23 protein-coding genes and 2 rRNA genes (1 of these 25 running past the window's edge) are annotated in these 26,536 nt (G+C 62.8%); 12 read left to right on the top strand and 13 right to left on the bottom strand.

Annotated features, from left to right (window positions below; genetic code table 11):
• Position 1 precedes the first annotated feature (1 nt).
• Positions 2-1,165: an efflux RND transporter periplasmic adaptor subunit gene (locus ACQY39_RS20140; RefSeq protein WP_428509261.1), complete on the bottom strand. Its 1,164-nt coding sequence runs from the start codon at positions 1,163-1,165 to the stop codon at positions 2-4.
• Positions 1,166-1,391: 226 nt separating this feature from the next.
• On the opposite strand from ACQY39_RS20140, the gene hpnC reads away from it, so the two are divergent.
• The 3 genes from hpnC to hpnE are packed head-to-tail and all read left to right on the top strand — an operon-like array spanning position 1,392 to position 4,404.
• The gene (gene hpnC, locus ACQY39_RS20145; RefSeq protein WP_428509263.1) at positions 1,392-2,273 is read left to right on the top strand and encodes a squalene synthase HpnC; all 882 of its coding nucleotides are present in this window, start codon (positions 1,392-1,394) and stop codon (positions 2,271-2,273) included.
• Positions 2,270-3,118 (top strand): presqualene diphosphate synthase HpnD, encoded by an 849-nt coding sequence (gene hpnD, locus ACQY39_RS20150; RefSeq protein WP_428509265.1) that lies wholly within the window; start codon positions 2,270-2,272, stop codon positions 3,116-3,118. The genes hpnC and hpnD overlap by 4 nt, the downstream gene beginning before the upstream one ends.
• Positions 3,118-4,404 (top strand): hydroxysqualene dehydroxylase HpnE, encoded by a 1,287-nt coding sequence (hpnE, locus tag ACQY39_RS20155; RefSeq protein ID WP_428509267.1) that lies wholly within the window; start codon positions 3,118-3,120, stop codon positions 4,402-4,404. The genes hpnD and hpnE overlap by 1 nt, the downstream gene beginning before the upstream one ends.
• Before the next feature lie 11 nt (positions 4,405-4,415).
• Here hpnE and ACQY39_RS20160 read toward each other — a convergent pair whose 3' ends face one another.
• Positions 4,416-5,612 carry a TIGR03790 family protein gene (locus tag ACQY39_RS20160; RefSeq protein ID WP_428509269.1) on the bottom strand — a complete coding sequence of 399 codons (1,197 nt, stop codon included), beginning with the start codon at positions 5,610-5,612 and terminating at the stop codon, positions 4,416-4,418.
• Between the two features lie 99 nt (positions 5,613-5,711).
• Here ACQY39_RS20160 and ACQY39_RS20165 point away from each other — a divergent pair, with 99 nt between their 5' ends.
• On the top strand, positions 5,712-6,479 hold the full coding sequence (locus tag ACQY39_RS20165; protein ID WP_263520943.1) for an IclR family transcriptional regulator: 768 nt from the start codon (positions 5,712-5,714) through the stop codon (positions 6,477-6,479).
• Positions 6,480-6,574: 95 nt separating this feature from the next.
• Here ACQY39_RS20165 and pbpG read toward each other — a convergent pair whose 3' ends face one another.
• From pbpG to ACQY39_RS20195, 6 genes are all read right to left on the bottom strand, one after another.
• Positions 6,575-7,657 (bottom strand): D-alanyl-D-alanine endopeptidase, encoded by a 1,083-nt coding sequence (pbpG, locus tag ACQY39_RS20170; RefSeq protein WP_428509272.1) that lies wholly within the window; start codon positions 7,655-7,657, stop codon positions 6,575-6,577.
• Positions 7,658-7,827: 170 nt separating this feature from the next.
• Positions 7,828-9,369 (bottom strand): 2-isopropylmalate synthase, encoded by a 1,542-nt coding sequence (locus ACQY39_RS20175; protein ID WP_428509274.1) that lies wholly within the window; start codon positions 9,367-9,369, stop codon positions 7,828-7,830.
• A 217-nt stretch (positions 9,370-9,586) separates the two neighbouring features.
• Complete coding sequence (gene pssA / locus ACQY39_RS20180; protein ID WP_428510888.1) at positions 9,587-10,414, bottom strand: CDP-diacylglycerol--serine O-phosphatidyltransferase; 828 nt, start codon at positions 10,412-10,414, stop codon at positions 9,587-9,589.
• 108 nt (positions 10,415-10,522) lie between these two features.
• Positions 10,523-11,539: a ketol-acid reductoisomerase gene (ilvC, locus tag ACQY39_RS20185; RefSeq protein ID WP_263520937.1), complete on the bottom strand. Its 1,017-nt coding sequence runs from the start codon at positions 11,537-11,539 to the stop codon at positions 10,523-10,525.
• Between the two features lie 84 nt (positions 11,540-11,623).
• On the bottom strand, positions 11,624-12,115 hold the full coding sequence (gene ilvN, locus ACQY39_RS20190) for an acetolactate synthase small subunit (protein WP_102769762.1): 492 nt from the start codon (positions 12,113-12,115) through the stop codon (positions 11,624-11,626).
• Between the two features lie 166 nt (positions 12,116-12,281).
• A complete protein-coding gene (locus ACQY39_RS20195) occupies positions 12,282-14,084 on the bottom strand; it encodes an acetolactate synthase 3 catalytic subunit (RefSeq protein ID WP_428509277.1) in 1,803 nt (600 codons plus the stop codon).
• Between the two features lie 270 nt (positions 14,085-14,354).
• Here ACQY39_RS20195 and ACQY39_RS20200 point away from each other — a divergent pair, with 270 nt between their 5' ends.
• Genes ACQY39_RS20200 through ACQY39_RS20220 form a run of 5 tightly spaced genes read left to right on the top strand, consistent with a single transcriptional unit; the run spans position 14,355 to position 17,219 of the window.
• Positions 14,355-14,921 carry an RNA polymerase sigma factor gene (locus tag ACQY39_RS20200; RefSeq protein WP_263565093.1) on the top strand — a complete coding sequence of 189 codons (567 nt, stop codon included), beginning with the start codon at positions 14,355-14,357 and terminating at the stop codon, positions 14,919-14,921.
• Positions 14,918-15,370 carry a DUF3619 family protein gene (locus ACQY39_RS20205; RefSeq protein ID WP_428509279.1) on the top strand — a complete coding sequence of 151 codons (453 nt, stop codon included), beginning with the start codon at positions 14,918-14,920 and terminating at the stop codon, positions 15,368-15,370. The genes ACQY39_RS20200 and ACQY39_RS20205 overlap by 4 nt, the downstream gene beginning before the upstream one ends.
• A 3-nt stretch (positions 15,371-15,373) precedes the next feature.
• Entirely contained in the window at positions 15,374-16,291 is a 918-nt protein-coding gene (locus ACQY39_RS20210; RefSeq protein WP_428509281.1) for a DUF3106 domain-containing protein, read from the top strand.
• 3 nt (positions 16,292-16,294) lie between these two features.
• Positions 16,295-16,828, top strand: coding sequence for an RDD family protein (locus tag ACQY39_RS20215; RefSeq protein WP_428509283.1), 534 nt, complete (start codon positions 16,295-16,297; stop codon positions 16,826-16,828).
• Positions 16,829-16,838: 10 nt separating this feature from the next.
• Positions 16,839-17,219 (top strand): diacylglycerol kinase, encoded by a 381-nt coding sequence (locus ACQY39_RS20220; RefSeq protein ID WP_428509285.1) that lies wholly within the window; start codon positions 16,839-16,841, stop codon positions 17,217-17,219.
• Positions 17,220-17,275: 56 nt separating this feature from the next.
• Here the strand turns inward: ACQY39_RS20220 and ACQY39_RS20225 are convergent, their stop codons facing one another.
• Positions 17,276-17,614 carry a P-II family nitrogen regulator gene (locus ACQY39_RS20225; RefSeq protein ID WP_102769755.1) on the bottom strand — a complete coding sequence of 113 codons (339 nt, stop codon included), beginning with the start codon at positions 17,612-17,614 and terminating at the stop codon, positions 17,276-17,278.
• 36 nt (positions 17,615-17,650) lie between these two features.
• Positions 17,651-19,339, bottom strand: coding sequence for an NAD+ synthase (locus tag ACQY39_RS20230; RefSeq protein ID WP_428509287.1), 1,689 nt, complete (start codon positions 19,337-19,339; stop codon positions 17,651-17,653).
• Positions 19,340-19,352: 13 nt separating this feature from the next.
• Here ACQY39_RS20230 and ACQY39_RS20235 point away from each other — a divergent pair, with 13 nt between their 5' ends.
• A complete protein-coding gene (locus ACQY39_RS20235; RefSeq protein WP_428509289.1) occupies positions 19,353-20,519 on the top strand; it encodes a GNAT family N-acetyltransferase in 1,167 nt (388 codons plus the stop codon).
• A gap of 116 nt (positions 20,520-20,635) precedes the next feature.
• On the opposite strand, the gene ppa is transcribed toward ACQY39_RS20235, so the two are convergent.
• Positions 20,636-21,178, bottom strand: coding sequence for an inorganic diphosphatase (gene ppa / locus ACQY39_RS20240; RefSeq protein WP_428509291.1), 543 nt, complete (start codon positions 21,176-21,178; stop codon positions 20,636-20,638).
• Between the two features lie 294 nt (positions 21,179-21,472).
• Between ppa and ACQY39_RS20245 the strand changes: the two genes are divergently transcribed.
• A complete protein-coding gene (locus tag ACQY39_RS20245; RefSeq protein WP_428509293.1) occupies positions 21,473-23,644 on the top strand; it encodes a sodium-translocating pyrophosphatase in 2,172 nt (723 codons plus the stop codon).
• Positions 23,645-23,805: 161 nt separating this feature from the next.
• On the top strand, positions 23,806-24,660 hold the full coding sequence (locus ACQY39_RS20250) for a J domain-containing protein (protein WP_428509295.1): 855 nt from the start codon (positions 23,806-23,808) through the stop codon (positions 24,658-24,660).
• A 101-nt stretch (positions 24,661-24,761) separates the two neighbouring features.
• Here ACQY39_RS20250 and rrf read toward each other — a convergent pair.
• Both rrf and ACQY39_RS20260 read right to left on the bottom strand, forming a co-directional pair.
• Positions 24,762-24,874: ribosomal RNA gene (gene rrf / locus ACQY39_RS20255) — 5S ribosomal RNA — on the bottom strand.
• A 238-nt stretch (positions 24,875-25,112) separates the two neighbouring features.
• Positions 25,113-26,536 (bottom strand): 23S ribosomal RNA (locus ACQY39_RS20260); it runs 1,457 nt beyond the window's last position.

The following is a 26,536-nucleotide window of genomic DNA, read 5'->3' on the forward strand; positions in this document are numbered from 1 at the left end:
ATCAGCGCGAAGCCGCGGCAGCAGGTGCAGGTGCAGCTACAGGAACCGCCGGCCCCTGCTCGAAACGCCTGACTTTCTGGCCTGCCTTGAGCACATGCACGCCCGCCACCACCACCTCTTGCCCCGGCTGAAGGCCAGCGGCGACCAGCACCTCGTTGCCATCCGCTCCGCCCACCTGAACGGGCTGCTGCTTGACCGTCATTGACACGGTATCGAGCACCCAGACCGAGGTCTGGCCCTGGGTCTGCAGCACGGCCGACAGCGGCAGCTTGATGGCCTGAGCCACCCGCGGCGAAGCCAACAGGACCGACGCGGTCTGGCCGATGCGCGCGTCGAGCTTGCCGGCGTCGGCCTTGATCAGAAAGGTGCGGGTCACTGGATCGGTGGCTGCCGCAACCTCGCGCAGGCTGAGGGGCCGTGCCTCGGCGGCCGTTTGTGCGCCGGGCTTGACGTCGCTCCAAAGTCGCACCGTCAGGCCGCCGGCCAGAGCAGCGCCCTCGCGCAGGCGGCCCAGTTGGTCCTCGGGCACCGAAAACACCACATCGCGGGGTCCTTCATGGGCCAACTGCAAGACCGGCGTGCCGGCCCCCACCACCATGCCGGGCTCGACGAAGACCGCCGTGACCACACCGGCCGCATCGGCAGTCAGTTGGGCGTAGCCGACCTGGTTGTTCTGTGCCTCGGACTGAGTGCGCGCCTGTTCCAACTGCGCCTGCGCCGCCTTGAAGGCCAGGTCGCGCCGCTCCAGTTCGGCGGCGCTGATGAATCCCTGCTGTTGCAACTCAATGAAGCGCTTCAGTTCGGCGCCGAGCTGATCGCGATTGGCCCGCGCAGCCTGCAGCCCGGCTTTGGCTGCCTGCTGGCCCAGGACCAAGTCCTGCGGATCCAGCACAGCCAGCACCTGGCCCGCCTGGACACGATCGCCGACATTGACCTTGCGGCCGAGCAATTTGCCGCCGACCCGGAAAGACAGTCGTGTTTCGGTGCGGGCGCGAATCTCGCCTGCGTACTCATGAACTTGCCCGCTGGTGCCCGCTTGCAAGACCAGGGTGCGAACCGCACGCTCAGGCTCGGGCGCGGCTTCTTGCTTGCTGCAGGCGCCCAGCAGCGCCAGCAAGGCGACAGCACAGGCCTGGCTGGTACGGCGGCTAATGAGATGGGGCATGAATGACCTCGAATTGGGCTTCACCATCGGTCGCACGCTGGGTCAGCGGCGCGGCCGGCTCGCGGTGAGCGTGTAGCAAAAGAACAGAGCGGACGGGCAGATTCGCCGTAACTGGCCAAACGGTCAGCAATGTAGGGAAGCGACTCTGCACTGTCAAACCGATGAAAGCGGGGCAATCCGGCCCATCTTGCTGCCGACGAGGCTGAACGCACCCACAATCCTGGCCGTGAGCATAGAACACTACGAAAACTTTCCTGTTGCTTCCTGGCTGTGCCCGCCGCATTTGCGCCCGGCCATTGCAGCGATCTACCACTTCGCCCGCAGCGCAGACGACCTGGCCGACGAAGGCGATGCCTCGACCGCGCAGCGACAGCAGGACCTGCAAGACTACCGCGCCGACCTCGCCGCCATGCTGGACGGCCGGGCCGGATCGGGCCGCTGGGAACACCAGGTGTTCGCCGGGCTGGCGCGCGTCATGCCTCAATATCGGCTGCCGGCGCCGCTGCTGAATGATTTGATCTCCGCCTTCGAGCAGGACCTGGTCAAGGCCTCGTATGCCGACAGGCCCGAACTGCTGGACTACTGCCGCCGCTCGGCCAACCCGATCGGGCGGCTGCTGCTGCACCTTTACGGCATCACCGACCCGCTGGCACTGCAGCGCTCTGACGCCATCTGCAGCAGCCTGCAACTGATTAACTTCTGGCAGGACTTCAGCCGTGACGGCCCACGCGGCCGGCTCTATGTGCCCGCGGGCGATTTGCGTCGCCATGGTCTGAGCGGCGCCGACATCCTGGCCTGCCGCGACAGCAGCGCCGCTCGGCAGTTGATCGCCGAGCTCTGCGACTGGGCCGAGGCCCTGATGCGGCAAGGCGCGCCCCTGGTGCATCAGATACCCGGGCGCGCCGGCTGGGAGTTGCGCGCGGTGGTACAAGGCGGCCTGCGCATTCTTGCGAAAATCCGCGCCATGCATCACGCCAGCCTTCTTCAACGCCCCGCACTGGGCCCGCTCGACGCCCCCGCCCTACTCTGGGCCTGCCTGCGCATGGGCCGCAGCCGCACCTTGAACCTGGCCGCCACGGCCCAGGCCGAGCGCGAGGTCCGCCTGTGAACCCCGAGCAATATGTGCAGGACAAGGCTGCCAAGAGCGGCTCCAGTTTCTATTACGCCTTCCTGTTTCTGCCCCCTGAGCGGCGCGCCGCCATCACCGCCTTCTATGCCTTCTGCCGCGAGGTGGACGATGTGGTGGACGAAATCGAGGACCTGGGCGTGGCATCGACCAAGCTGGCTTGGTGGCGAAAAGAAGCCGCCAGCGCCTTCGCTGGCCAGCCCCAGCATCCGGTGATGAAGGCCTTGATGCCGCATTGCGCGGCCTTCGACATTCGCCTGGAACACCTGAACGCCGTCATCGAGGGCTGCCAGATGGACCTGGAACAAACCCGCTACCTCGACTACCCCGGCCTGCAGCGTTACTGCCACTTGGTGGCCGGCGTCGTCGGCGAAGTCGCCTCGGGCATCTTCGGCCGCAGCCAGCCCGAGACCATCGCCTATGCCCACAAGCTAGGCCAGGCCATGCAGCTGACCAACATCATTCGCGACGTCGGTGATGATGCCCGGCGCGGCCGCATCTACCTGCCGATCTCGGAGCTGCAGCAGTTTGACGTCAAGGCCCATGAGATCCTGCTGCGCAAAAGCCCCTGGGGCTACAGCGATCGCTTCACGGCCTTGATGAAATTCCAGGCCGAACGCGCGCACCGCCTGTACGACGAGGCCTTTGCCCTGCTGCCCGACGTCGACCGCAAGGCGCAAAAGACCGGCCTGATGATGGCCAATATCTACCGCGCCTTGCTGCGCGAGATCGAGGCCGAGAACTTCCGCGTGCTGGAACAACGCATCTCGCTGACGCCGCTGCGCAAGCTCTGGCTGGCCATGCGCACCAATTGGCTGGGCCGCTGATGCCCGCGCAGCCAGCCGGGCTGCGCGTGGCCGTGGTGGGCGGTGGCTGGGCCGGCTTAGCGGCCGCCGTGCGCGCCTGCGATGCGGGCCACCGGGTTCAGCTCTTTGACATGGCCGGCCAGCTCGGTGGCCGCGCCCGCAGCCTGCCACCCGACGAAGCGGGCCTACGTCTGGACAACGGCCAGCACATCCTGATCGGCGCCTACCGGCGCAGCCTGGCGCTGATGCGCCAGCTGGGCGTGGCGCCCGAGACCGCCTTGCTGCGCCTGCCGCTGCGCCTGCGCTACCCCCAGCATGAAGGCCTGCGCCTGCCGCCCGGCGCGGCCATGCCAGCCTTCGTGCGCGGCGTGCTGACCTGCCAGCGCTGGTCCTGGCCGGCACGGCTGGGTCTGCTGAGCGCCGCGACAGGCTGGCTGCTGCACGGGTTTCGCTGCGCGCCCGAGCTCAGCGTGGCCCAGCTGTGCCGGGGCCTGCCCCAGCAAATCAAGGACGAGCTGATCGATCCACTCTGCGTCGCGGCCCTGAACACGCCGGCCGCGCAGGCCAGCGCCAGCGTGTTCCTGCGTGTGCTGCACGATGCCCTGTTCAGCGGCCCCGGCAGCTCGGACCTGCTGCTCCCCCGCAGGCCGCTGAGCGAACTGCTGGCCGAGCCAGCGCAAACCTGGTTGCAGGCCCACGGCGCGGAACTGCGGCTCGGCCACCGGGTGCAGTCCCTGGCACCGAGAGCCGAAGGCGGCTGGCTATTAGAGGGCGAGGCCTTCGACCGCATCATCCTCGCCTGCAGCGCGGCCGAAGCCGCCCGTTTGACCGCCCCGCTCGCACCGGGCTGGAGCGCGCAGGCGGCGGCCCTGAACTATGAGCCCATCATCACGGTCTACCTCCAGCACCCCGGCCCCGCCTGGCCCGCCCCCATGCTGGCCCTGCAGGAGGGGCCGCAAGCGCCGGCCCAGTTTGCGTTTGACCTGGGGCAGCTGTGCGCCGAAGCCGCTGGACGCTCGGCCTGGGTGATCAGCGGTGCCGCACCCTGGGTCGAGCGCGGCCTGGAAGCCGCGGCTGAAGCCGTACGGCGACAAGCCCAGCGAGAGCTGGGTTGGGCCCAGCCTCCCGCGCTGATCCGCGTGCTGGCCGAGAAACGCGCGACCTTTGCCTGCAGACCAGGCTTGCAGCGCCCGCCCGCAGCGATTGCCACGGGTCTGTGGGCGGCCGGGGACTATGTCGCAGGGCCCTATCCAGCCACGCTCGAGGGCGCGGTGCTGGCGGGTGAGTTCGCGGCGGCGAATCTGTAGGCGCCGCAGGGCTAGAACGGCGGTGCAAAGGGCGCCGCCAGAGGTTCGCCCACAAACACCCCCTGCCCTGGCCAGGCCACGCTGTGCCAGTAGGCCTCCAGCGCACTCAAGCCCTGGGCATAGCTGAGCAACAGAATCTGCGGATGCGGGAACTTCTGCAGATGATTGCAGGGCTCGCTGACCGTGCCGTAGCTGGCAGTGGCACCGGACTCCAGCCAATCCAGCGCGCTCATCTGCTCCTGCGGGCTGTTGCGCTCCAGCAGGCCGCCGAAGGAAGTGAGATGGTCGGCCAGCGCACCGGGCAACCATTCGATCCGGTCCAGGCCCTCCACGCGCGCCAAGCCGGTTGCCATCAACAGGGCGCGCGGCAAGCGGGCGGGCAAGGCCTCGCTGGACTCTCGCCGCGCTTCCAGTCCCAAGGCCCGGATGGTGCTGGCCGGGGGGAACAAGACCGAGCGCACATTGCGCGCCGCATCGGGGGTGCTGACGAAATAGGCATTCGCTGGCACGAAGGATGGCAGGCTGTGGTCGGCGGCGATGCCGCGTTCGATCAAGGCCTGGGCGCTCTCGACCGAGCGTGCGGCCAAAAGCATGGACGGGCGCAGGCCCAGGTCGGTGAAAGGCTTGCGACCCTGGTAGTTGAAATACGGCGAAGGCCGGCTCGGGGCGCAGCTCTGCTTGCAAATTTCAGGCTGAAAACCCAGGGCCAGGGCCGAGGTGATGGAGTTGCACTCCACGGCGTAGGGTTGGCTCCATGCCAGCGCCAGCGCCTGCACCTGCGGGCCCATGCGCTGGCGCACGCTGGCTTGCAGACTCTCGAACTCGGCCAGGCTCAAAGTCGCACGCAGGGGCAGCTGCACACGCAAGATCTGAGCATCGGGAATGCCGCGCCGGCGCGCGTAGTACTGGCCCACGGCCACGGAGTACGGATCGTTGGTGTTGATCAGCAGGCCCAGGTCGGCCGCGGTCAGGCGGCCCTGCAGCTTGGGCAGGCGCAACCAGCTTGACACCGGGGCCACCCGTGCTGGCGCGCTGGCGGCCGAATTGACGTTTGAATGGGCGGAGGAACTCCCTGCCGAGCTGGCGGGCGGCTGCTGCGGCCCGGCTGAGGGCGGCGAATTCATCAGCTCCGAAGCCGGCTCCACCGTCTGGGCCTGCACCGCCATCGCGAGCGACACACCCGCAAGCGTCAGGCCCAGCCATTGCACGATGCGAACTGCCGGTGCTGTTGCACAAGCGAAACCATCTCGTGAGCTGAATCTACTTTTCGCAATGCAAAACAAAGTGAAACCCCGCACAATCACCGCATGAAGAATAAAGAAGCTCAAACGCCTGCCATCCAGGTGCTGGAGCGCACCTTCGCGCTGCTCGATGTTCTGGCCAGCCACCAAGATCCGGTTTCACTGAAAGAGATCGCCGAAACCACTGGCCTACACCCATCCACCGCGCACCGGATTCTGAACGACCTGGCCATCGGGCGCTTCGTCGACCGCCCCGAGGCCGGCAGCTACCGACTCGGCATGCGCATGCTGGAGCTGGGCAACCTGGTCAAGGCGCGGCTCGATGTGCGCGATGCGGCGCTCGGACCCATGCGCGAACTGCACAAGTTCACCCACCAGCCGGTCAATCTTTCGGTGCGCCAGGGCGACGAAATTGTCTACATCGAACGCACCTACAGCGAACGCTCGGGCATGCAGGTGGTGCGTGCGGTGGGTGGCCGCGCTCCGCTGCACCTGACCTCAGTGGGCAAGCTCTTTCTGGCCAGCGACGACCCCACGCGCGTGCGCGCTTATGCCACCCGCACCGGCCTGGCCGGCCACACGCGCAACAGCCTGACGGAAATAGGCGCGCTGGAGCGCGAGTTGGCGATGATCCGTCAGCGCGGTCTGTCACGCGACGACGAAGAACTGGAACTGGGCGTGCGCTGCATGGCCGCGGGCATCTACGACGATCAAGCCAAGCTGGTCGCTGGCCTGTCCATCTCGGCCCCGGCCGACCGGCTGGAAGAAAGCTGGCTGGCGCGCCTCAAAGAAACGGCGGCGCAGATCTCCGCATCGCTAGGCTTTCGCGGCTGATCCAGCCACCTGGCGACTGTCGAAAAGACATGAAAAAACGCGCTCCAGGAGCGCGTTTTCATTTCGGCAGCCAGACAGCCATGCAGGAACCTGACTCAGATCGTCGGCTTGACGCTCACCGCAGCAGCGCTCGGGTTGCTGTTGATCCACTTGCGAACGCGCTCGGCATCAGCAATCCGCGTGTATTTGCCAGTGGAATCGAGGAAGACCATGATCAGCTTGCGGCCAGCCATGCGCGCCTGCATGACCAGGCAACGGCCGGCCTCATTGATGAAGCCGGTCTTCTGCAAACCGATGTCCCAGGCGGGGTTGCTGACCAAGGCATTGGTGCTGTGATATTGCAGCTGGCGGCGACCCAGGGCCACTTGATATTCCTTGGAAGTGGACAGCTCACGCAGCAAAGGCACCTCGTGCGCCACCTTGACCAGCGCCGCCAGATCCTTGGCGCTTGACTGATTGCGGCTGGACAAGCCGGTCGGCTCCACATAGTGAGTGTCGGTCATGCCCAAAGACTGTGCCTTGGCGTTCATGGCGGTGACAAAGGTCGCCAGACCGCCGGGGTAGTACCGGCCCAACGCATTGGCCGCGCGGTTCTCAGACGACATCAGGGCCAGATGCAGCATCTCGCCGCGAGTCAGCGTGGCGCCGACCGTCAAGCGCGAGCGCGTGTACTTTTCAGAGTCGATATCCTCATCACTGATCGTCAACTTCTCATCCAGCGACTGCCCAGCTTCAACCACCAGCAGCGCCGTCATCAGCTTGGTGATGGAGGCAATCGGCAACACAGCCTGGGAGTTCTTGGCGAACAGGACTTCGTTGGTGTCCTGATCCAGAACCAGGGCCACGCTGGACTTGAGCTTCAGCGCGTCTTCAACGCCGTGCAGACCGTAGAGCTGGCCGAAGGTGGGCTTGGCCGCCACTTCAGCGCTGGCGGAGCGAGCAGCCACCGAAACCTTGCCCGTACGGCCACGCAAGGCCGCTTTAGGCCGTGCCTTGGCGCCGGACTTGACTTGGGCTGCCTTGGCCGCCTTGCTCAGATGGGTGCTGCGCGCAGCCGGCTTGGCGGCGCGCGCATTCTTGGCCACCGGTGCTTTTTGCGCCGCGGCTGCGCTGGTCAGCGGGGCGCTGGCCAGAAAGCCCGCCAGAACCAAGGCCAGGCTGGCGGAAAAATGCGTCAACTGCTTCGAGAATCTATTGTTCAAACCGGGCCCCCAACAACTGTCTTGCAGTTTAGGTGAAAGGAAAAATACACGCAAGATCAATCGCTTAGCGCTGACTCTTCAAGCTGAACTTGGATGCCTCCGAAAACACGAAACCAGGCCCGGGGCCACGGGCCTGGTGTGCCCGCTCAACCCTGCGCGGCCACCCGCTCGGTCTTGCTCTGCAGCTTGTTCAGTGCACTCAAATATGCCTTGGCCGAGGCCACGACGATATCGGGATCGGCCCCGACACCATTGACCACCCGCCCGGCATGTTGCAAGCGCACGGTCACCTCACCTTGTGATTCTGTGCTTCCGCTGGTGATCGCATTGACCGAATAGAGCACCATCTCGGCGCCACTTTGAACCTGGGATTCGATGGCGCGCAGCACTGCGTCGACCGGTCCATTGCCATCGCTCTCGGCACGGTGCTCTTGTGCGCCGGCAGAAAACACCACGCTGGCGTGCGGCTTCTCGCCCATCTCCGAGCGCTGGGACATGGCCACCAATCGGTAATGCTCGTGCTCAGAAGTGACCGACTCGTCCATCACCAGGGCGATGATGTCTTCGTCAAAGATTTCATTCTTGCGGTCGGCCAGATCCTTGAAGCGCACGAAGGCGGCGTTGACTTCCGCCTCGGACTCTAGCGCAATGCCCAGTTCCTGCAGGCGCTGCTTGAATGCATTGCGGCCGCTGAGCTTGCCAAGCACGATTTTGTTGGCACTCCAGCCCACATCCTCGGCTCGCATGATTTCATAGGTGTCGCGCGCCTTGAGCACGCCATCCTGGTGGATGCCGGAGGCATGCGCGAAGGCATTGGCACCGACCACGGCTTTGTTGGGCTGGACCACGAAACCGGTGGTCTGCGAAACCAGGCGCGAGGCGGCAACGATATGGCTGGCGTCGATATTGCAGTCCAGTCCGAAATAGTCTCGACGGGTCTTGACTGCCATCACCACCTCTTCCAGCGAGCAATTGCCTGCCCGCTCGCCCAGGCCATTGATGGTGCACTCGATCTGGCGCGCGCCACCGATCTTCACGCCGGCCAAGGAGTTGGCCACCGCCATGCCCAGGTCGTTGTGGCAATGCACGGACCAGATCGCCTGGTCCGAGTTGGGCACACGCTCGCGCAGGGTCTTGATGAAGTTGCCGTAAAGCTCGGGAATGGCGTAGCCCACGGTGTCCGGGATGTTGATGGTGCGCGCACCTTCCTTGATGACCGCCTCGACCACCCGGGCCAAGAAGTCGGGGTCGGAGCGGTAACCATCTTCCGGCGAGAACTCGACGTCATCGGTGACATTGCGGGCGAAACGCACTGCCTGAATCGCCTGCTCCAGCACCTGCTCGCGTGTCATACGCAGCTTCTTCTCCATATGGAGCTCGCTGGTGGCGATGAAGGTGTGAATGCGCGAGCGCGCCGCCCCCTTCAGCGCCTCGGCGGCGCGAGCGATGTCGCGGTCATTGGCGCGAGCCAGCGAGCAAATGGTGCTTTCACGCACGGCATCCGCGATCGCCTTGACGGCCTCGAAATCGCCATTGGACGAAGCCGCAAAACCGGCCTCGATCACATCCACCCGCAGACGCTCAAGCTGACGCGCAATGCGTAGCTTCTCGTCCTTCGTCATCGAAGCGCCGGGCGATTGCTCGCCGTCGCGCAGGGTGGTGTCGAAGATGATCAGCTGGTCAGCCATGAGGGTCTCCATGTGGCTTGGGTTGATGAAACAAACGAACTGAGAAAAACAAAACGGCCCGCGAAGCAGAAGCTTGGCGGGCCGGTGTGATGTGCGAAAACTGTTCTGTGAAGACGTGCGCGATCAGCGGGCCCGAGGCTCGATGGCTAGTAGCAGCAGCGCGAATGCGGTCGTCTTCAACATGGCTGGAAATATAGCACGCGAAACCAAGGGGGGCTCAGTCGTGCAAGCCCTTTTCATCGGGCTCATCCGTCGACGTGGCGATCACGCTGACGGGCTTGCCTTTCATGCGCTTGTAGCCATACACCACATAGCCCGAGAGACCGTAGGCGCAGAACAAGCCGAACAGCACGCGCGGCGGGTCGATATTGATAACGGCAATTCCGAGCGCAATCGCGACGATGACAATGAAGGGCACCGAACGCTTGAAGCTGACGTCCTTGAAGCTGTAGAACGGCGCATTGGTCACCATGGTCAGGCCGGCATAGAGCGTGAAGCCAAAGGCCACCCAGGCCAGGGAGGGCGTGCTGTGAATGGCCTTGTAGCCGGCGTCATCCATCACCCAGACCAGACCCATGACCAAAGCTGCCGCTGCGGGGCTTGGCACGCCCTGGAAGAAGCGCTTGTCGACCACCGCGATATTGGTATTGAAGCGCGCCAGACGCAAAGCTGCACCGGCCATATAGACGAAAGCCGCAAACCAGCCCCACTTACCCAGGCCGGACAGAGCCCAGATGTAGAGGATCAGCGCCGGCGCAGCGCCAAAGGACACCATGTCGGAAAGGCTGTCCATCTGCTCGCCAAAGGTGCTTTGCGTGTTGGTCATGCGCGCCACACGGCCGTCCAGGCTGTCCAACACCATGGCGGCAAAAATTCCGTAGGCCGATTGCTCGAAGCGCCCATTCATCGCCATGACGATGGCGTAGAAGCCGCTGAACAGGGCCGCCAGGGTGAAGAGATTGGGCAGGATGTAGATGCCCTTGCGGCGCGGACGCACCGGCTCGTGCACCTCGATGTCGTCATCGTCGGGCAAGGCCGCGGGCATGGGATTCTTGGGATCGGTCATGGGGCGCAAGGATACAACAGGGGCCGGAGGCAAAAAAGCCGCGTGGCCCGAGGGCACACGCGGCTTGCAGGAAACACGAGGCGCGAATCAGTTCTTGGACTGATCGACCAGGCGGTTCTTCTTGATCCAGGGCATCATGGCGCGCAGCTTCTCGCCCACTTGCTCGATCGGATGCTCGGCGGTCAGGCGGCGGCGGCTCAGCAGGGTCGGTGCGCCGGCCTTGTTTTCCAGGATGAAGCTCTTGGCGTACTCGCCGGTCTGAATATCCTTCAGGCATTGACGCATGGCGTTCTTGGTGGCCTCGGTCACCACACGCGGGCCGGTCACATACTCGCCGTACTCGGCGTTGTTGGAGATCGAGTAGTTCATGTTGGCGATACCGCCTTCATAAATCAAGTCGACGATCAACTTCAGCTCGTGCAAGCACTCGAAGTAAGCCATCTCGGGCGCATAGCCGGCTTCGGTCAGGGTTTCAAAACCGGCCTTGATCAGCTCCACGGCACCGCCGCACAACACGGCTTGTTCGCCGAACAGATCGGTCTCGGTCTCTTCGCGGAAGTTGGTCTCGATGATGCCGGCCTTGCCGCCGCCGTTCGCGGAGGCATAGCTCAGGGCCAGATCGCGGGCACGGCCGGTCTTGTCGGCGTACACAGCGATCAGGTGGGGCACGCCGCCACCCTGGGTGTAGGTGCCGCGCACGGTGTGGCCCGGGGCCTTGGGCGCCACCATCCAGACGTCCAGATCAGCGCGCGGCGTGACCTGGCCGTAGTGCACATTGAAGCCGTGAGCGAAGGCCAGCGAAGCGCCGGGCTTGATATTGGGCTCGACCTCGTTCTTGTAGACCTCGGCAATCTGCTCGTCGGGCAGCAGGATCATGACCACATCGGCCGCCTTCACGGCCTCGGCAATCTCGGCGACCTTGAGTCCGGCGTTCTCGGCCTTGGCCCAGGACGCGCCGCTGCGGCGCAGACCGACGGTGACCTTGACGCCGCTGTCGTTCAGGTTCTGTGCATGGGCATGGCCTTGTGAGCCGTAGCCGATGATGGTGACGTTCTTGCCCTTGATGAGGCTGAGGTCGGCGTCCTTGTCATAAAAAACGTTCATGTCGGTCTCCAGAAAAATTCAGTGAATCGGTCGAAAAAGAAGGGATGGGTACTGCCAAAAGGGCCTGATGAAATGGGGCGTCATCTACAGGCGCAAGATGCGCTCGCCGCGGCCGATGCCGCTGGTGCCGGTGCGCACCGTTTCCAGGATGGACGCGCGGTCGATCGCACCGATGAAGGCATCGAGCTTGCTGGCATCACCGGTCAGCTCGATGGTGTAGGTCTTCTCGGTCACATCGATGATGCGTCCGCGGAAGATGTCGGCGGTGCGTTTCATCTCCTCGCGCTCCTTGCCCACCGCGCGCACCTTGATGAGCATGAGCTCGCGCTCGGTGTAGTTGCCTTCGGTCAGGTCCACGACCTTGACCACTTCAATCAGGCGATTCAGGTGTTTGGTGATCTGCTCGATCACCTCGTCCGAACCGGTGGTGACGATGGTCATGCGCGACAGCGAGGCATCCTCGGTCGGCGCGACGGTCAGGCTCTCAATGTTGTAGCCACGGGCGGAGAACAGGGCGACGACGCGCGACAGCGCGCCCGGCTCGTTCTCGATGAGCAGTGCAATGATGTGTTTCATGGGTGTGGTCTCGTCCTTCGCGCTCTTCAAACCGGCGGCGGTAACCGACGGCTCTTGGCCACGCTCTTCGATGGATGAACAGGTGCGAGGCTTGGGCGGAGTGCAGCGAGCGGGGCCTCTGGCACCAGCGCGGTAACGCTGGCACCCAGGCCCTGCCCTCAGTCACTCACAGGTCCTCGGACCCCAGGCGCATTTCCGAAATACCCTTGCCCGCCTGGACCATAGGCCAGACGTTCTCGGTCGGATCGGTGCGGATGTCGAGAAAGACCGTGCGGTCCTTCAGGCGCATGGCTTCACGCAGCGCCCCTTCAACATCACCGGGCTTTTCGACCAGCAGGCCGACATGGCCGTAAGCCTCGGCCAGCTTGACGAAATCGGGCAGCGCTTCCATATAGCTGTGGGAGTAGCGCTTGCCGTAGTCGAGCTCCTGCCACTGACGCACCATGCCGAGATAGCGGTTGTTCAAAGCGACGATCTTGACCGGCGTCTTGTACTGCTGACAGGTCGACAGCTCCTGAATGCACATCTGGATGCTGCCCTCGCCGGTGACGCAGAACACGTCTGACTCCGGCTTGGCCAGCTTGATGCCCATGGCGTAGGGCAGGCCCACGCCCATGGTGCCGAGACCGCCGGAGTTGATCCAGCGGCGCGGTTCTTCGAAACGGTAGTACTGAGCCGCCCACATCTGATGCTGACCCACATCGGAGGTGATGTAGGCGTCACGATCCTTGGTCAGATTCCACAAGGTCTCAACCACCATCTGCGGTTTGATGACTTCGGTGGACGGCTTGTAGACCAGGCAATCGCGTCGCCGCCACTCATTGATCTGGCTCCACCAGGCATTGATGGAGGCCGAATCGGGCTTGGCCTGCGCTTCCTTGATCTGGAAGATCAGCTCTTGCAGCACGTCCTTGACGTCACCGACGATGGGGATGTCCACGCGCACGCGCTTGGAGATCGAAGACGGGTCGATGTCCACATGGATGATCTTGCGCTCGACCTGGGCAAAGTGCTTGGGGTTGCCGATCACCCGGTCATCGAAACGAGCGCCCACGGCCAGCAGCACATCGCAATGCTGCATGGTCATATTGGCTTCGTAGGTGCCGTGCATGCCCAGCATGCCCAGGAACTTGGGGTCGCTGGCCGGAATGGCGCCCAGGCCCATCAAGGTGTTGGTGCAGGGGTAGCCCAGCAGATTGACCAGCTCGCGCAGCTCGGCCGAGGACTCACCCAGAATGACGCCGCCGCCCGAGTAGATGTAAGGGCGCTTGGCCTGCAGCAAGAGCTGCACCGCCTTGCGGATCTGACCCGAATGGCCCTTGCGCGCCGGGTTGTAGGAGCGCATTTCCACATGCTTGGGGTACTCGAAAGCAGCGCCCAGCTTGGCCATGGAGACATCCTTGGGGATGTCCACCACCACCGGGCCGGGCCGGCCGGTACGGGCGATGTGGAAGGCCTTCTTCATCGTCATGGCCAGATCGCGCACATCCTTGACCAGGAAGTTGTGCTTGACGATGGGCCGGGTGATGCCGACCGTGTCGCACTCCTGGAAGGCGTCCAGGCCGATCGCCGGCGTGGGCACCTGGCCGGTCACGATCACCATGGGGATCGAGTCCATATAGGCCGTGGCAATGCCGGTGATGGCATTGGTCACACCCGGACCCGAGGTCACCAGGGCGACGCCGACGTCGCCGGTGGCGCGGGCATAGCCGTCAGCGGCATGCACAGCAGCCTGCTCATGGCGAACCAGAACGTGTTGGATGGTTTCCTGTTTGTACAGTGCGTCGTAGATGTACAGCACTGCGCCGCCGGGATAGCCCCAAAGGAATTGAACACCTTCGGCCTGCAGGCAGCGAACCAGGATCTCGGAACCGTTGAGTTCCGACGAGGAGGGAGAATTTGAGGAGTGAGGCTGCGCACGACCATCCGAGGCCGCAACGCGCTTGACTTCCGCGCTAGACATGTCCATTTCGAACCTTTGTGAATTTCTCTAACGAAAAACCATCGGTGTCCCTTCTCGCACCCTTGTGAGGTGGACTCGGAACCTGCGCGATCAAAAAACATGGCACCCGGGTCGGGCAAGCCAGTCTGAGACCAGTGACTTCATTGTGCGAAGCAGCATTATGCACCGACTTGGGAGCACCTCCGTCGACTTGCCTGCCTAGACCGCTGCCGCCGCGCCCCGCAATGCGATACTTCGCGCTGTTTTGCCAGTCCGGGCTTGCCGCCCTCCCCCTCCTTGGCCACCGACAAAGAACTCAACGATTTCCTGCGCAGCGTCGACCAACGCGCGTTCAAGCGCACCGCCTACATGGTGCGTGACGACGATGCCGCGCTGGACATCGTGCAAGACGCCATGATCCGCCTGGCCGAGAAGTACTTCGACCGCCCGGCGGCCGAACTGCCGCTGCTGTTCCAGCGCATCCTGTCCAACGCCACCATGGATTACTTCCGGCGCAAAAAGGTGCGCAATGGGGTGATGCAGAACATGTCGGACTTCGAAGGCAGCGGCGAAGACGGCGACTTTGACCTGCTCGAAATGCTGGAAGGTCAAGACGGAGCACTTGGCGCCTTGAGCGCCGCGGACGAGGTCTCACGGGCCCAGATCTTGCAGGTCATTGATGCGGAAGTGGCGGAGCTGCCCGCGCGTCAACGAGAAGCCTTCCTGCTGCGTTACTGGGAGGAACTGGATGTCGCGGAGACCGCCAGCGTCATGGGTTGCTCGGAAGGCAGTGTTAAAACTCACTGCTCCCGAGCCACGCATGCATTGGCAAAATCGCTGAAGGCCAAGGGAATCACACTATGAACACGTCGAAGCACTCACAGTTTGCGCAAGAGCTGGACGCCCGCGTGGCACGTTTCGGCCTGCGCGTGGCCGCCGGCCTCAGCGAACGCAACCAGGCCTTGCCGGCGGATGTCTCCGAGCGCCTGCGCTTCGCCCGCGAGCAGGCCTTGCTCAAGGCCCGCAGCGCCCGCGCCGCCCAAACCGAGCTCGCCCCCAGCACCCGCGTGGTGCATGCTGGCGCCACCCTGGCTCTGTTTGGGGGCACGGGAACCCCGCGCTGGCTGAAGTTCGCCTCGCTGATGCCGCTGTGCATGCTCGTTCTTGGCCTGGCGCTGATTCAGCATGGACAGTTCTACGAGCAGATCCTGGCTGCCGCAGAGGTTGACACGGCCTTGCTGGCTGACAACTTGCCGCCCTCGGCTTACAGCGACCCAGGCTTTTCCGAATTCCTGAGCGACGAGCAAGACTGACGAATGCGCACCTTGGTTTCCCTGAAAGGCGCGTCCTTCCAAGCTGAACTCGCCCTCCTCTGCCGCGGCGTGGCCGCCGCTACCCTGCTGAGCATCGGCACATCGGCCGTGTTCGCGCAAGCGCCTGCAGCCGAAGCTGCAAGCGCGCCTCTGCCGGCCCCTGCCTCACTGCCTGCAGCCAGCGCGGCGCCCACACCCATAGCTCGGCCCTCGGCTCAAGCCGCCTCTGCAGCACAGCGCGCCCCTGCCCCCACCTTGGGTGCGGGCACGGCATTGCTTCCGCCAGCCTGGCAAGGCCTGAGCGCGACGCAAAAGAAAATCCTCGCTCCGCTGGAGCGCGACTGGGACGGACTAGACGCAGGACGCAGAAGCAAATGGCTGGAAGTCGCCCAGCGCTTCCCGGCCCTGCCCGCAGACGAACAAGCACGCATGCAAGAACGCATGCGCGACTGGACGCGCCTCAGTGCTGTAGAGCGCCAACAAGCACGGGCCGGCTTCCAGGCCGCAGCCCAGCAACTGAACCCAGGCGACCGCCAAGCCAAATGGGAGGCGTACCAAGCCCTGCCTCCCGAAAAGCGCCAGCAACTGGCCGACAAAGCCGCCAAGAAGCAGGCCCCGAAGAAAGTGGGCGTACCGACAGCGGCGGCGATCGAAAGCCAAAGCAAATCCAATCTGGTGCCGGCCCTGACCAAGAACCTGCCGGCCAAGCCTGTGGCACCGTCCCTGCTCCAAGCCAAGCCGGGCGTCAGCACCGTGCTGATCACACAAACGGCACTGCGCCCGAGCCATCAACGAGCCGGCCAGACCAAGGTGTGGGCGGACCCCAATCTGGTCGACAGCAAGACCTTGCTGCCCAAGCGGCAAACTGCCACACCAGCGCCCACCCCGGCCTCCCCAGGCCCTGCCACCTCGGCCTCCTGATTCATGAGCGACTCTGATTCCCTGACACCCGCGCTGCCGCGGGCGCCTGGCTTGGCGCGACGCCTCGCCGCCTTCATGTACGAAGGCATCCTGCTGTTCGCGGTGGCCATGGCGACCGGTCTGGTGTATTCACCCTTGGTACAACAGCGCCACGCGCTCGAGCACCGCAATGGCCTGATGTGGGCCCTGGCTTGCACCTTCGGCGCCTATTTCGTCTACTTCTGGAGCCGCAGCGGCCAGACCCTGCCGATGAAGACCTGGCATATCCGTGTGCTGCGTCTCGATGGCCAGCCTTTGGGCATAGGCCAAGCGCTGTTGCGCTATGTCCTGAGCTTTGCCTGGTGGCTGCTGCCAGTGATGGCAGCGCTGCAGATGCGCCAGCACGGCTTGGGCTTTGGTGCCATCAGCGTAGTCGGCCTGCTCGGCCTGCTGGGCTATGCGGCGCTGAGTCGGGTGCTGCCGGGCGGGCAGTTCCTGCATGATGTGATCGGCCGCACCCAGTTGGTCACCCAGGTTCCGACGAAAAAATCTAAGTAAGCACTCCGAGATGAGCAACCCACACAAGGGCCGTACCGGCATCGACCGCATCATCCACGCGGCAGGCTATTCCATGTCTGGCCTGAAGGCTGCCTACACCGAGGAAAGTGCGTTCCGCCAGGAAGTTTGGCTGCTGATCCTGGCCACGCCGGCCGCCTTCTGGCTGGGCGAAGGCTGGGTGCAGGTGTCCCTGCTGCTGGGATCGCTTTTGTTGGTGCTGATCGTCGAGTTGCTGAACTCGGGCATCGAGGCCGCGATCGACCGTGTGTCCTTCGAGATCCACGATCTCTCCAAGCGGGCCAAAGATTTGGCCAGCGCTGCGGTGCTACTGGCTCTGCTGCTGTGCGCCGGCGTCTGGGGCGCGGCGCTGTGGCAGCGCTTCATGGTCTGAGCCGGCGCAGCCGCTCGCCTCACGGCGGCAGCGGCGCGGCCCACTAAGGACAAATCTCAGACCGCGGCTTCGTCGGTCTCGCCGGTGCGGATGCGCACCACTTGCTCGACCGGGGTGACGAAGATCTTGCCGTCGCCAATCTTGCCGGTCTTTGCGGCCTTGAGGATGGCGTCGATGCAGCGCTCGACGTCCTCATCCTTGACCACCACCTCCACCTTCACCTTGGGCAGGAAGTCCACCACATACTCGGCGCCGCGGTAGAGCTCGGTGTGGCCCTTCTGGCGACCAAAGCCCTTGACTTCGGTGACGGTCAAGCCCGATGCGCCCACCTCGGCCAGCGATTCGCGGACTTCGTCCAGCTTGAATGGCTTGATGATGGCGGTGATCTGCTTCATGGACGGATGCTCCTGGAAAGATGGGGATCTGAGGATTTAAGCACGGAACTTCGAGGTAATCGGGTAGCGCCAATCGCGCCCAAAGGCGCGATGGGTGATGCGGATGCCGATCGGCGCCTGACGGCGCTTGTATTCGTTGATCTTGATCAGCCGGGTCACGCGCTCCACATCGGCCGGGGCGAATCCGGCCGCCACGATCTCGGCCAGGGACTGGTCCTCTTCCATGTACCGCGCCAGGATGGCATCCAGCACCTCGTAAGGCGGCAAGCTGTCCTGATCCTTTTGATCCGGGCGCAGCTCGGCCGAAGGTGGCCGGGTGATGATGCGCTCGGGGATGACGGGGCCAATGGTGCCATCGGCGCGCCGTGCAGGTTGCTCGTTACGCCAGCGCGCCAGGCGGAACACCAGAGTCTTGGCGACATCCTTGATGACAGCAAAGCCACCCGCCATATCGCCGTAGAGCGTGCAGTAACCGGTGGCCATCTCGCTCTTGTTGCCGGTGGTCAGCACGATGGAGCCAAACTTGTTGGACAGCGCCATCAGCAAAGTGCCGCGGATGCGGGCCTGGATGTTCTCCTCGGTCGCGTCCAGCGGCAAGCCTTGGAACTCATCGGCCAGGCTGGCATTGAAGGCCTCGAACATGGGCACGATGGATTTTTCGTCGTAGCGCACGCCCAGACGTTCGGCCATGTCGCGAGCGTCGATCCAGGAGATGTCGGCCGTGTAGGGCGAAGGCATCATCACTGTGCGTACCTTGTCGGCGCCGAGCGCATCGACCGCAATGGCCAGGACCAGAGCCGAGTCGATGCCGCCGGACAGGCCGATCAAAGCCCCCGGGAACCCGTTCTTGCCGATGTAATCGCGCACGCCAGTGACCAGCGCGCCCCAGGCTTGCGCTTCCAGCTCCGGCAAAGGCAAGACCTGACCCTGCACGCGGCCCTCGGCATCCAATTCGACCAGGAGCAGGTCCTCTTGAAACATGACAGCGCGCGCAACGAGTTGGCCTTGGCCGTCGAGCGCAAAAGACGCGCCATCGAACACCACCTCGTCCTGCCCACCCACCAGATGGGCGTACAACAAGGGCAGGCCGACATCCGCCACGCGCTCGGCCATGCGCGCCTCGCGCTCGGCCACCTTGCCCAGATGGAAGGGCGAGGCATTGAGCACGCACAACACTTGGGCGCCAGCAGCCTTGGCAGCGCGGGCGGGTTCGTCGAACCAGGCGTCCTCGCAGATGCTCAAGCCGAAACGCAGGCCACCGACTTCAAAGACCAGCGGCGCCTCACCCGCATCCCGACCTGAGACGAAATAACGCCGTTCATCAAAGACTTGGTAGTTGGGGAGCTCGCGCTTGGCATAGCTGCGCAAGACCTGTCCCCCTGCAAGCACTGAGGCTGCATTGAATCGCGCCGGCACCGCCCAGCTCTTGGACCTAAGATCGCGATCGCCATGGCGCTGGCGCGGATGCCCGACCACGACATGAAGGCCTGCGCAATCCACCAGTTCCGCAGCGATCCACAGCAGTTGTTCCTCGCAAGCCTGCATGAAGGCGGGGCGCAGCAGCAGGTCTTCAGGCGGATAGCCACAAAGGCTCAGCTCCGGTGTCAACACCAGCTGGGCACCAGCCGCGCAGGCTCGGCGTGCGTACTCGACAATCTTTTTGGCGTTGCCCGCGAGATCACCGACAGTGACATTGATTTGCGCAAGCGCGACTTTCACGGACATGGGCCTCACACAGATGAAAACTAGCTCGGCCGATTATGTCATCCGGGTTCATACCGACCTGGCAGAACTGCCTCTCGAAGCCTGGAACGCCCTGCTGGCCAAGCAGGCTCAGCCCACGCCCTTTATGCGCCTCGAGTACCTCCAAGCCCTTCAGCAATCTGGCAGCGCCACAGCGGCTTCCGGCTGGCAGGCTCAGTTCCTGAGCGTCTGGCAGGGCGAGGATTTGATCGCAGCATGCCCGGCCTATCTGAAGAGCCATTCCTACGGAGAATATGTTTTCGATTGGGCCTGGGCTGACGCCTATCAGCGCCATGGCCTGGACTACTACCCCAAGCTGTTGGTGGCCGTGCCATTCACGCCTGTGCCGGGTGCGCGCCTGCTGGCGGCAGACGAAGCTGCGCGCGGCCTGCTATTGGACGCGCTGCTCGCTTTTGCGCGCCAGCAGACTCTGTCCTCGGTTCACATCCTGTTCCCCAATGAAAAGGAACAGACAACCGCGAGCGCGGGAGGCTGGATGGCACGCAGCGGCGTGCAGTTCCACTGGAGCCAGCGGCCCGAAGCGCCTTACCGCGATTTCGAGGATTTCCTCGCCTCGCTACAGCGCGAGAAGCGCAAGAAAATCCAGCAGGAGCAGCGCCGGGTGCGCGAGGCCGGTGTGACATTCGAGACTCGGCAAGGCCGGGAAATTCGGGAAGAAGACTGGGACTTCTTCTACCACTGCTACCAACTCACCTACCGCGCCCACCACAGCCAGCCCTATCTGACACGCGAGTTTTTCCGCCAAGTGGCACGAACTCTGCCTGAGCATTGGTTGCTGTTCATCGCCCGCCGCGATGGCCAGCCTGTAGCGGCATCATTGATCGCCCTGGACCCGCAGCAGCGCGTGGCTTTTGGACGTTACTGGGGCGCCGTAGAACCTATCTCCTGCCTGCACTTCGATGCCTGCTACTACCAGCCATTGAGCTGGTGCATCGCCCAGGGCTATCGACGCTTCGAAGGCGGCGCGCAGGGGGAGCACAAGATGGCGCGCGGGCTGATGCCGGTCAGCACCGGATCAAGCCACTGGCTGGCGCACCCCGACTTCAGCCAAGCCGTGGCGGAATTCCTGGGGCGCGAGGGGCAAGCTATGCAGGGCTATGTCAATGAACTGGAGTCGCACCAGCCCTTCAAGGCAAGCTGAAGCCAGGCTGGTCGGCGACCGGCAAAGAAAAAGCGCCGGCGCTGGGCAGCGCGGGCGCTTTCAACACAGTGTTCCAGGTCACCGCAGCGGAGGCAAAAGCCTGAGCAAGAAGAAACTCAGGCCTTGGCTTGCGCCTTGGCGTAGTTCTCGATGCCCAACTGAATCTCAGCCTTGGCAGATTCCGGGCCTTCCCAGCCCTGCACCTTGACCCACTTGCCGGGCTCCAGGTCCTTGTAATGCTCGAAGAAGTGCTGAATGGCGTTCAGGCGCATCTTGTTCACGTCTTCGGGCGTTTGCCAATGCGTGTACATCGGCAGGATCTTCTCGATGGGCACGGCCAAGAGCTTGGCGTCGCCGCCGGCTTCGTCTTCCATCTTCAAGACGCCCACAGCGCGGCAGGTCACCACCACACCCGGGGTCAGCGGGTAAGGCGTCACCACCAGCACATCGACCGGATCGCCATCGTCCGATAGGGTCTGCGGGATGTAGCCGTAGTTGCAGGGGTAGTGCATGGCCGTGGTCATGAAACGGTCCACGAACATGGCGCCGGTTTCCTTGTCGACCTCGTACTTGATCGGGTCGGCGTTCATCGGAATTTCGATGATGACGTTGAACTGTTCGGGCGCCTTGGCGCCGGGTGTGACGTTGTGCAGGCTCATGATTCTCTTGATCTAACGCGAGGGGAAACCCGGATTCTAAGGGCTGTGCTTACACGGCCGTGACAGAGTCGCGCCACGGCCGCCGCACCCGGCCGGGAGCCCGCCGAGGAATCTTGACGTCAGCGCATCGTTTACCCGCAAACACTGGGTAAACACCCAGAGTGCTCGATTGCTTTACGCAAAGTCCATCCCGTAGCATCGATTCCAGCGACCTGAGCCGCCACCGTGCAGGTCTGGCGTAGGGGCATCGAGGCGCATTCCGATTTGGCAGTAACACCAACAGGAGACCCGTTCATGACGACCCAATTGGCGCTGTACTTCGCGCTGGCCTGCGGCATTGCCGCAGTCTTGTATGGATTCATTCAAAGAAGCTGGATCCTGAGCCAGGACGCGGGCAACCCCCGTATGCAGGAAATCGCATCCGCCATCCAACAAGGTGCGGCCGCCTACCTGGCAAGGCAGTACAAAACGATCGCCGTGGTGGGCATCGTTTTGACCATCCTGATCGCGATCTTCCTCGACAACATCACGGCCGTCGGCTTTGTACTCGGCGCCGTACTCTCCGGAGCCTGCGGATTCATCGGCATGAATGTGTCGGTTCGCGCCAATGTACGCACTGCACAGGCCGCCACCAAAGGGATAGGCCCAGCACTGGACGTGGCCTTCAAGGGCGGCGCCATCACCGGCATGCTGGTAGTTGGCCTGGGCTTGCTTGGCGTCAGCCTGTTTTTCTGGTACCTGAGTGGCGGCGAAAACGTTGACCCGACCACGCTCAAGCCCTTGCTGGGCTTTGCCTTCGGATCCTCGCTGATTTCCATCTTTGCCCGTCTCGGCGGTGGCATCTTCACCAAGGGCGCCGATGTCGGCGCAGACTTGGTGGGCAAGGTCGAAGCCGGCATCCCCGAGGACGACCCTCGCAACCCGGCCGTGATTGCCGACAACGTGGGCGACAACGTCGGCGACTGCGCGGGCATGGCAGCCGATTTGTTCGAGACCTATGCCGTCACCTTGATCGCCACCATGGCGCTGGGCGCCTTGGTCGTCAAGGCTGCAGCTATGCAAGCCGTGCTGTACCCGCTGCTGCTTGGCGGCGTGTCCATCATCGCGTCCATCATTGGGTGCAGCTTTGTCAAAGCATCGCCGGGCATGAAGAATGTCATGCCAGCTCTTTACAAAGGCCTCGCCGTTGCCGGCGTGCTGTCGCTGATCGCCTTCTACTTCGTCACCAATGCCGTCATGCCCGATGACGCACTGGGCGCCGACACCCGCTTGCGCCTGTTTGGCGCTTGCGCTGTCGGCCTGGTTCTGACCGCAGCCTTGGTGTGGATCACCGAGTTCTACACCGGCACTCAGTACTCACCCGTCAAGCACATTGCCCAGGCATCGACGACCGGCCACGGCACCAACATCATTGCCGGCCTGGGTGTGTCGATGCGCTCCACCGCCTGGCCCGTGCTGTTTGTTTGTGCTGCCATCCTGGCCGCTTACCAACTGGGCGGTCTCTATGGGATCGCCATTGCCGCAACTTCCATGCTGAGCATGGCCGGCATTGTGGTTGCACTGGATGCCTATGGCCCGATCACCGACAACGCTGGCGGAATTGCCGAGATGGCGGAACTGCCAGCCAGCGTGCGCGATGTAACGGACCCCTTGGATGCCGTGGGCAACACCACCAAAGCAGTCACCAAAGGCTATGCAATCGGATCCGCTGGTTTGGCCGCACTCGTGCTGTTTGCGGACTACACCCACTCCCTGGAAAGCCGCGGCCTGAGCGTCAGCTTCGACCTCAGTGACCCCAAGGTCATCGTCGGCCTCTTCATCGGCGGATTGATTCCCTACCTGTTTGGCGCCATGGCCATGGAAGCTGTCGGGCGCGCTGCCGGCGCCGTGGTGGTGGAGGTACGCCGCCAATTCCGAGACATCAAGGGCATCATGGATGGCAGCGGCAAGCCCGAATACGGCACGGCCGTTGACATGCTGACCACCGCAGCGATCAAGGAAATGATCGTTCCCTCCTTGCTGCCTGTCGTCGTGCCCGTGCTGGTGGGCCTGCTGCTGGGCCCCGCTGCCCTCGGCGGCCTGCTGATGGGAACCATCGTCACCGGCCTCTTTGTCGCTATCTCCATGTGCACCGGCGGCGGGGCCTGGGACAACGCCAAGAAGTACATCGAAGACGGCCACCATGGTGGCAAGGGTTCCGAAGCGCACAAGGCGGCGGTCACTGGCGACACGGTGGGCGACCCGTACAAGGACACTGCCGGCCCTGCCGTCAACCCGCTGATCAAAATCATCAACATCGTGGCACTGCTGATCGTGCCCCTGCTGCCGCTGCCGACCAGCAGCCCTGCCTCAGCGCACAGCGCACCGCCCGTGGCAGCCTCGGCAACACTTCAACCAGCGCCGCTAGCGTCGTCCGCGATTGCAACGGAAGCGCCGGCGGCCAGTGCACCAGCATCAGCCCCTTGACGCACGCAGCGCGCGGCGGGTTGCCGCAGCGACCAGGAACACTGAGTACGGGTTAGACCCGAGATAAAACAGCCCCAGCCGGGGCTGTTTTTGTTTTTCAGGCCTGGAAGCTCACGCCACAATAGACCAGTTTGACAGCCGGTCCACCTCACACTCTTGCCATGAACAACTCAGCGCTTTCAAGGCATGGTCTGGCCCGCCGTCGGGCGCAGTTGCAAGATCTGCAGCGCTACTTGCATAGCCAAGAGGATGAGTTTCGCGAGCTCCACGGCAAATTGCGCGCCTTTGTCGATCGTTATGTCGAAACCCTGGGCAGCGCCTATCTCGAACTCGACGCCCTCGAGTCCCAGTTGCACACCGCCACCCAATACCTAGCCGAAGCCCTTCGCCGAAATGGGATATCCGCGCGGACGCCCTGCGCGCCTCAAGCCACCGCGTTGCCTACGATTCCATTTCTCCCGGCCACCGCACCGCTCCCACCCGAACCAGCAGTCGGACTGGTCGACCTACCGCCACCAAGTCTGAAAACCCTGTATCGACGCGCAGCCATGCGCCTGCATCCCGATTTCGCGGACACCGAACAAGAACGCCAGCGCCGCGAGCAAGCCATGATGGCGGTGAATGAGGCCTATGCAGCCGAACGGCGCACCCAGCTGGAAACCCTACTCCTTGCTGCCGGCGAAGATCCCGTGAAAGTCACTGGTGGCAATGCGGATGCCCTGCGCGCCTGGCTCTCGCGCTGCGAGACAGCCGTACAAGGCCGCTTGCGCGTGGTTCAAGCCCACAGAGTTGCCCTGGAAGCCCACCCCATGCATCAACTCTGGCAGGCCATCACACGAGCCGAGTCCATGGGACTCGCCCCGTTCAGCGTGATGGTCAACCGCTTACACAGCCAAATAGCCGAACGTCGCCAAGAGCTCTACATCGGCCAGCGCTTACAACCGGAACCAGGTCTGGCCGAAGACTTCTTGCGCCGGCGAATTGAGCGCATGGGAGCACATGTAGGCTCGCGCTGAGCCCACCAAACCGAGCTGGGATACTTCGCGCCCCGCGATATTGGATCCGCAAAGCAAAACGCCCCCGATTCTTTCGAACCGGGGGCGTTGCCTAAATATTAGCCTGACGATGACCTACTTTCACACGGGAACCCGCACTATCATCGGCGCTGAGGCATTTCACTGTCCTGTTCGGGATGGGAAGGAGTGGGACCGCCTCGCTATGGTCATCAGGCTTAACTGGTTGGCTTCTTGTTGATTTTTAAATCAACAACAAACCCAATTTGTAGAGTTGCGCAGTATACCCGAGTATCTCGGGTATTGCACTTCGAATCAGCTTTGATTTTGATTGCGTTCACACGTTCAATTGAATGAACAGACTTCTGAAGAACAACATAACTTGCATTGACGACTCAATAGTCCTTGTCCGGCTCAGTGATCGACTCGCGTCGCTCACGAACTGTCAAAGTTATAGGGTCAAGCCTCACGGGCAATTAGTACTGGTTAGCTTAACGCATTACTGCGCTTCCACACCCAGCCTATCAACGTCCTGGTCTCGAACGACCCTTCAGGGGGCTCTAGGCCCCGGCAAGACTCATCTTGAGACGAGTTTCCCGCTTAGATGCTTTCAGCGGTTATCTCTTCCGCACTTAGCTACTCGGCGATGCCACTGGCGTGACAACCGATACACCAGAGGTGCGTCCACTCCGGTCCTCTCGTACTAGGAGCAGGCTCTCTCAATCTTGCAGCGCCCACGGAAGATAGGGACCAAACTGTCTCACGACGTTTTAAACCCAGCTCACGTACCTCTTTAAATGGCGAACAGCCATACCCTTGGGACCGGCTACAGCCCCAGGATGAGATGAGCCGACATCGAGGTGCCAAACACCGCCGTCGATATGAACTCTTGGGCGGTATCAGCCTGTTATCCCCAGAGTACCTTTTATCCGTTGAGCGATGGCCCTTCCATACAGAACCACCGGATCACTTTGTCCTACTTTCGTACCTGCTCGACTTGTCAGTCTCGCAGTCAAGCACGCTTATGCCAATGCACTATCAACACGATTTCCGACCGTATTTAGCGTACCTTCGAACTCCTCCGTTACACTTTGGGAGGAGACCGCCCCAGTCAAACTGCCCACCATACACTGTCCCCAATCCCGATAAGGGACCAAGGTTAGAACCTCAAACACACCAGGGTGGTATTTCAACGTTGGCTCCATGAGAACTAGCGTCCTCACTTCAAAGCCTCCCACCTATCCTACACAGATCTGTTCAAAGTCCAATGTAAAGCTACAGTAAAGGTTCATGGGGTCTTTCCGTCTTTCCGCGGGGAGATTGCATCATCACAAACATTTCAACTTCGCTGAGTCTCTGGAGGAGACAGTGTGGCCATCATTACTCCATTCGTGCAGGTCGGAACTTACCCGACAAGGAATTTCGCTACCTTAGGACCGTTATAGTTACGGCCGCCGTTTACTGGGACTTCAGTCAAGAGCTTGCACCCCATCATTTAATCTTCCAGCACCGGGCAGGAGTCACACCCTATACGTCGACTTTCGTCTTTGCAGAGTGCTGTGTTTTTAATAAACAGTTGCAGCCACCGATTCTCTGCGGCCCCATTCTGCTCACCAAGTCAATGGATCACATACTAGAGGCACACCTTCTTCCGAAGTTACGGTGTCAATTTGCCGAGTTCCTTCTCCAGAGTTCTCTCAAGCGCCTTAGAATACTCATCTCGCGCACCAGTGTCGGTTTGCGGTACGGTCGTCAATAGCTGAAGCTTAGTGGCTTTTCCTGGAAGCAGGGTATCACTCACTTCGTCTGCAAGCAGACTCGTTATCACGCCTCATCTAATTCCCCCGGATTTGCCTAAGGGATACGACTACACGCTTGA

This window comes from Roseateles sp., from assembly GCF_965262435.1.
In the GTDB taxonomy this organism is placed as follows: Bacteria; Pseudomonadota; Gammaproteobacteria; order Burkholderiales; family Burkholderiaceae_C; genus Paucibacter_A.

What these genes read in the sequence shown, in the direction of transcription:
- ACQY39_RS20140 (WP_428509261.1), bottom strand. Translation starts at nt 1,165, where the DNA reads ATGCCCCATCTCATTAGCCGCCGTACCAGCCAGGCCTGTGCTGTCGCC.
- hpnE (WP_428509267.1), top strand. Translation starts at nt 3,118, where the DNA reads ATGCCCGCGCAGCCAGCCGGGCTGCGCGTGGCCGTGGTGGGCGGTGGC.
- ACQY39_RS20165 (WP_263520943.1), top strand. Translation starts at nt 5,712, where the DNA reads ATGAAGAATAAAGAAGCTCAAACGCCTGCCATCCAGGTGCTGGAGCGC.
- ACQY39_RS20175 (WP_428509274.1), bottom strand. Translation starts at nt 9,369, where the DNA reads ATGGCTGACCAGCTGATCATCTTCGACACCACCCTGCGCGACGGCGAG.
- pssA (WP_428510888.1), bottom strand. Translation starts at nt 10,414, where the DNA reads ATGCCCGCGGCCTTGCCCGACGATGACGACATCGAGGTGCACGAGCCG.
- ilvC (WP_263520937.1), bottom strand. Translation starts at nt 11,539, where the DNA reads ATGAACGTTTTTTATGACAAGGACGCCGACCTCAGCCTCATCAAGGGC.
- ilvN (WP_102769762.1), bottom strand. Translation starts at nt 12,115, where the DNA reads ATGAAACACATCATTGCACTGCTCATCGAGAACGAGCCGGGCGCGCTG.
- ACQY39_RS20195 (WP_428509277.1), bottom strand. Translation starts at nt 14,084, where the DNA reads ATGGACATGTCTAGCGCGGAAGTCAAGCGCGTTGCGGCCTCGGATGGT.
- ACQY39_RS20205 (WP_428509279.1), top strand. Translation starts at nt 14,918, where the DNA reads ATGAACACGTCGAAGCACTCACAGTTTGCGCAAGAGCTGGACGCCCGC.
- ACQY39_RS20210 (WP_428509281.1), top strand. Translation starts at nt 15,374, where the DNA reads ATGCGCACCTTGGTTTCCCTGAAAGGCGCGTCCTTCCAAGCTGAACTC.
- ACQY39_RS20215 (WP_428509283.1), top strand. Translation starts at nt 16,295, where the DNA reads ATGAGCGACTCTGATTCCCTGACACCCGCGCTGCCGCGGGCGCCTGGC.
- ACQY39_RS20220 (WP_428509285.1), top strand. Translation starts at nt 16,839, where the DNA reads ATGAGCAACCCACACAAGGGCCGTACCGGCATCGACCGCATCATCCAC.
- ACQY39_RS20225 (WP_102769755.1), bottom strand. Translation starts at nt 17,614, where the DNA reads ATGAAGCAGATCACCGCCATCATCAAGCCATTCAAGCTGGACGAAGTC.
- ACQY39_RS20230 (WP_428509287.1), bottom strand. Translation starts at nt 19,339, where the DNA reads ATGTCCGTGAAAGTCGCGCTTGCGCAAATCAATGTCACTGTCGGTGAT.
- ACQY39_RS20235 (WP_428509289.1), top strand. Translation starts at nt 19,353, where the DNA reads ATGAAAACTAGCTCGGCCGATTATGTCATCCGGGTTCATACCGACCTG.
- ppa (WP_428509291.1), bottom strand. Translation starts at nt 21,178, where the DNA reads ATGAGCCTGCACAACGTCACACCCGGCGCCAAGGCGCCCGAACAGTTC.
- ACQY39_RS20245 (WP_428509293.1), top strand. Translation starts at nt 21,473, where the DNA reads ATGACGACCCAATTGGCGCTGTACTTCGCGCTGGCCTGCGGCATTGCC.
- ACQY39_RS20250 (WP_428509295.1), top strand. Translation starts at nt 23,806, where the DNA reads ATGAACAACTCAGCGCTTTCAAGGCATGGTCTGGCCCGCCGTCGGGCG.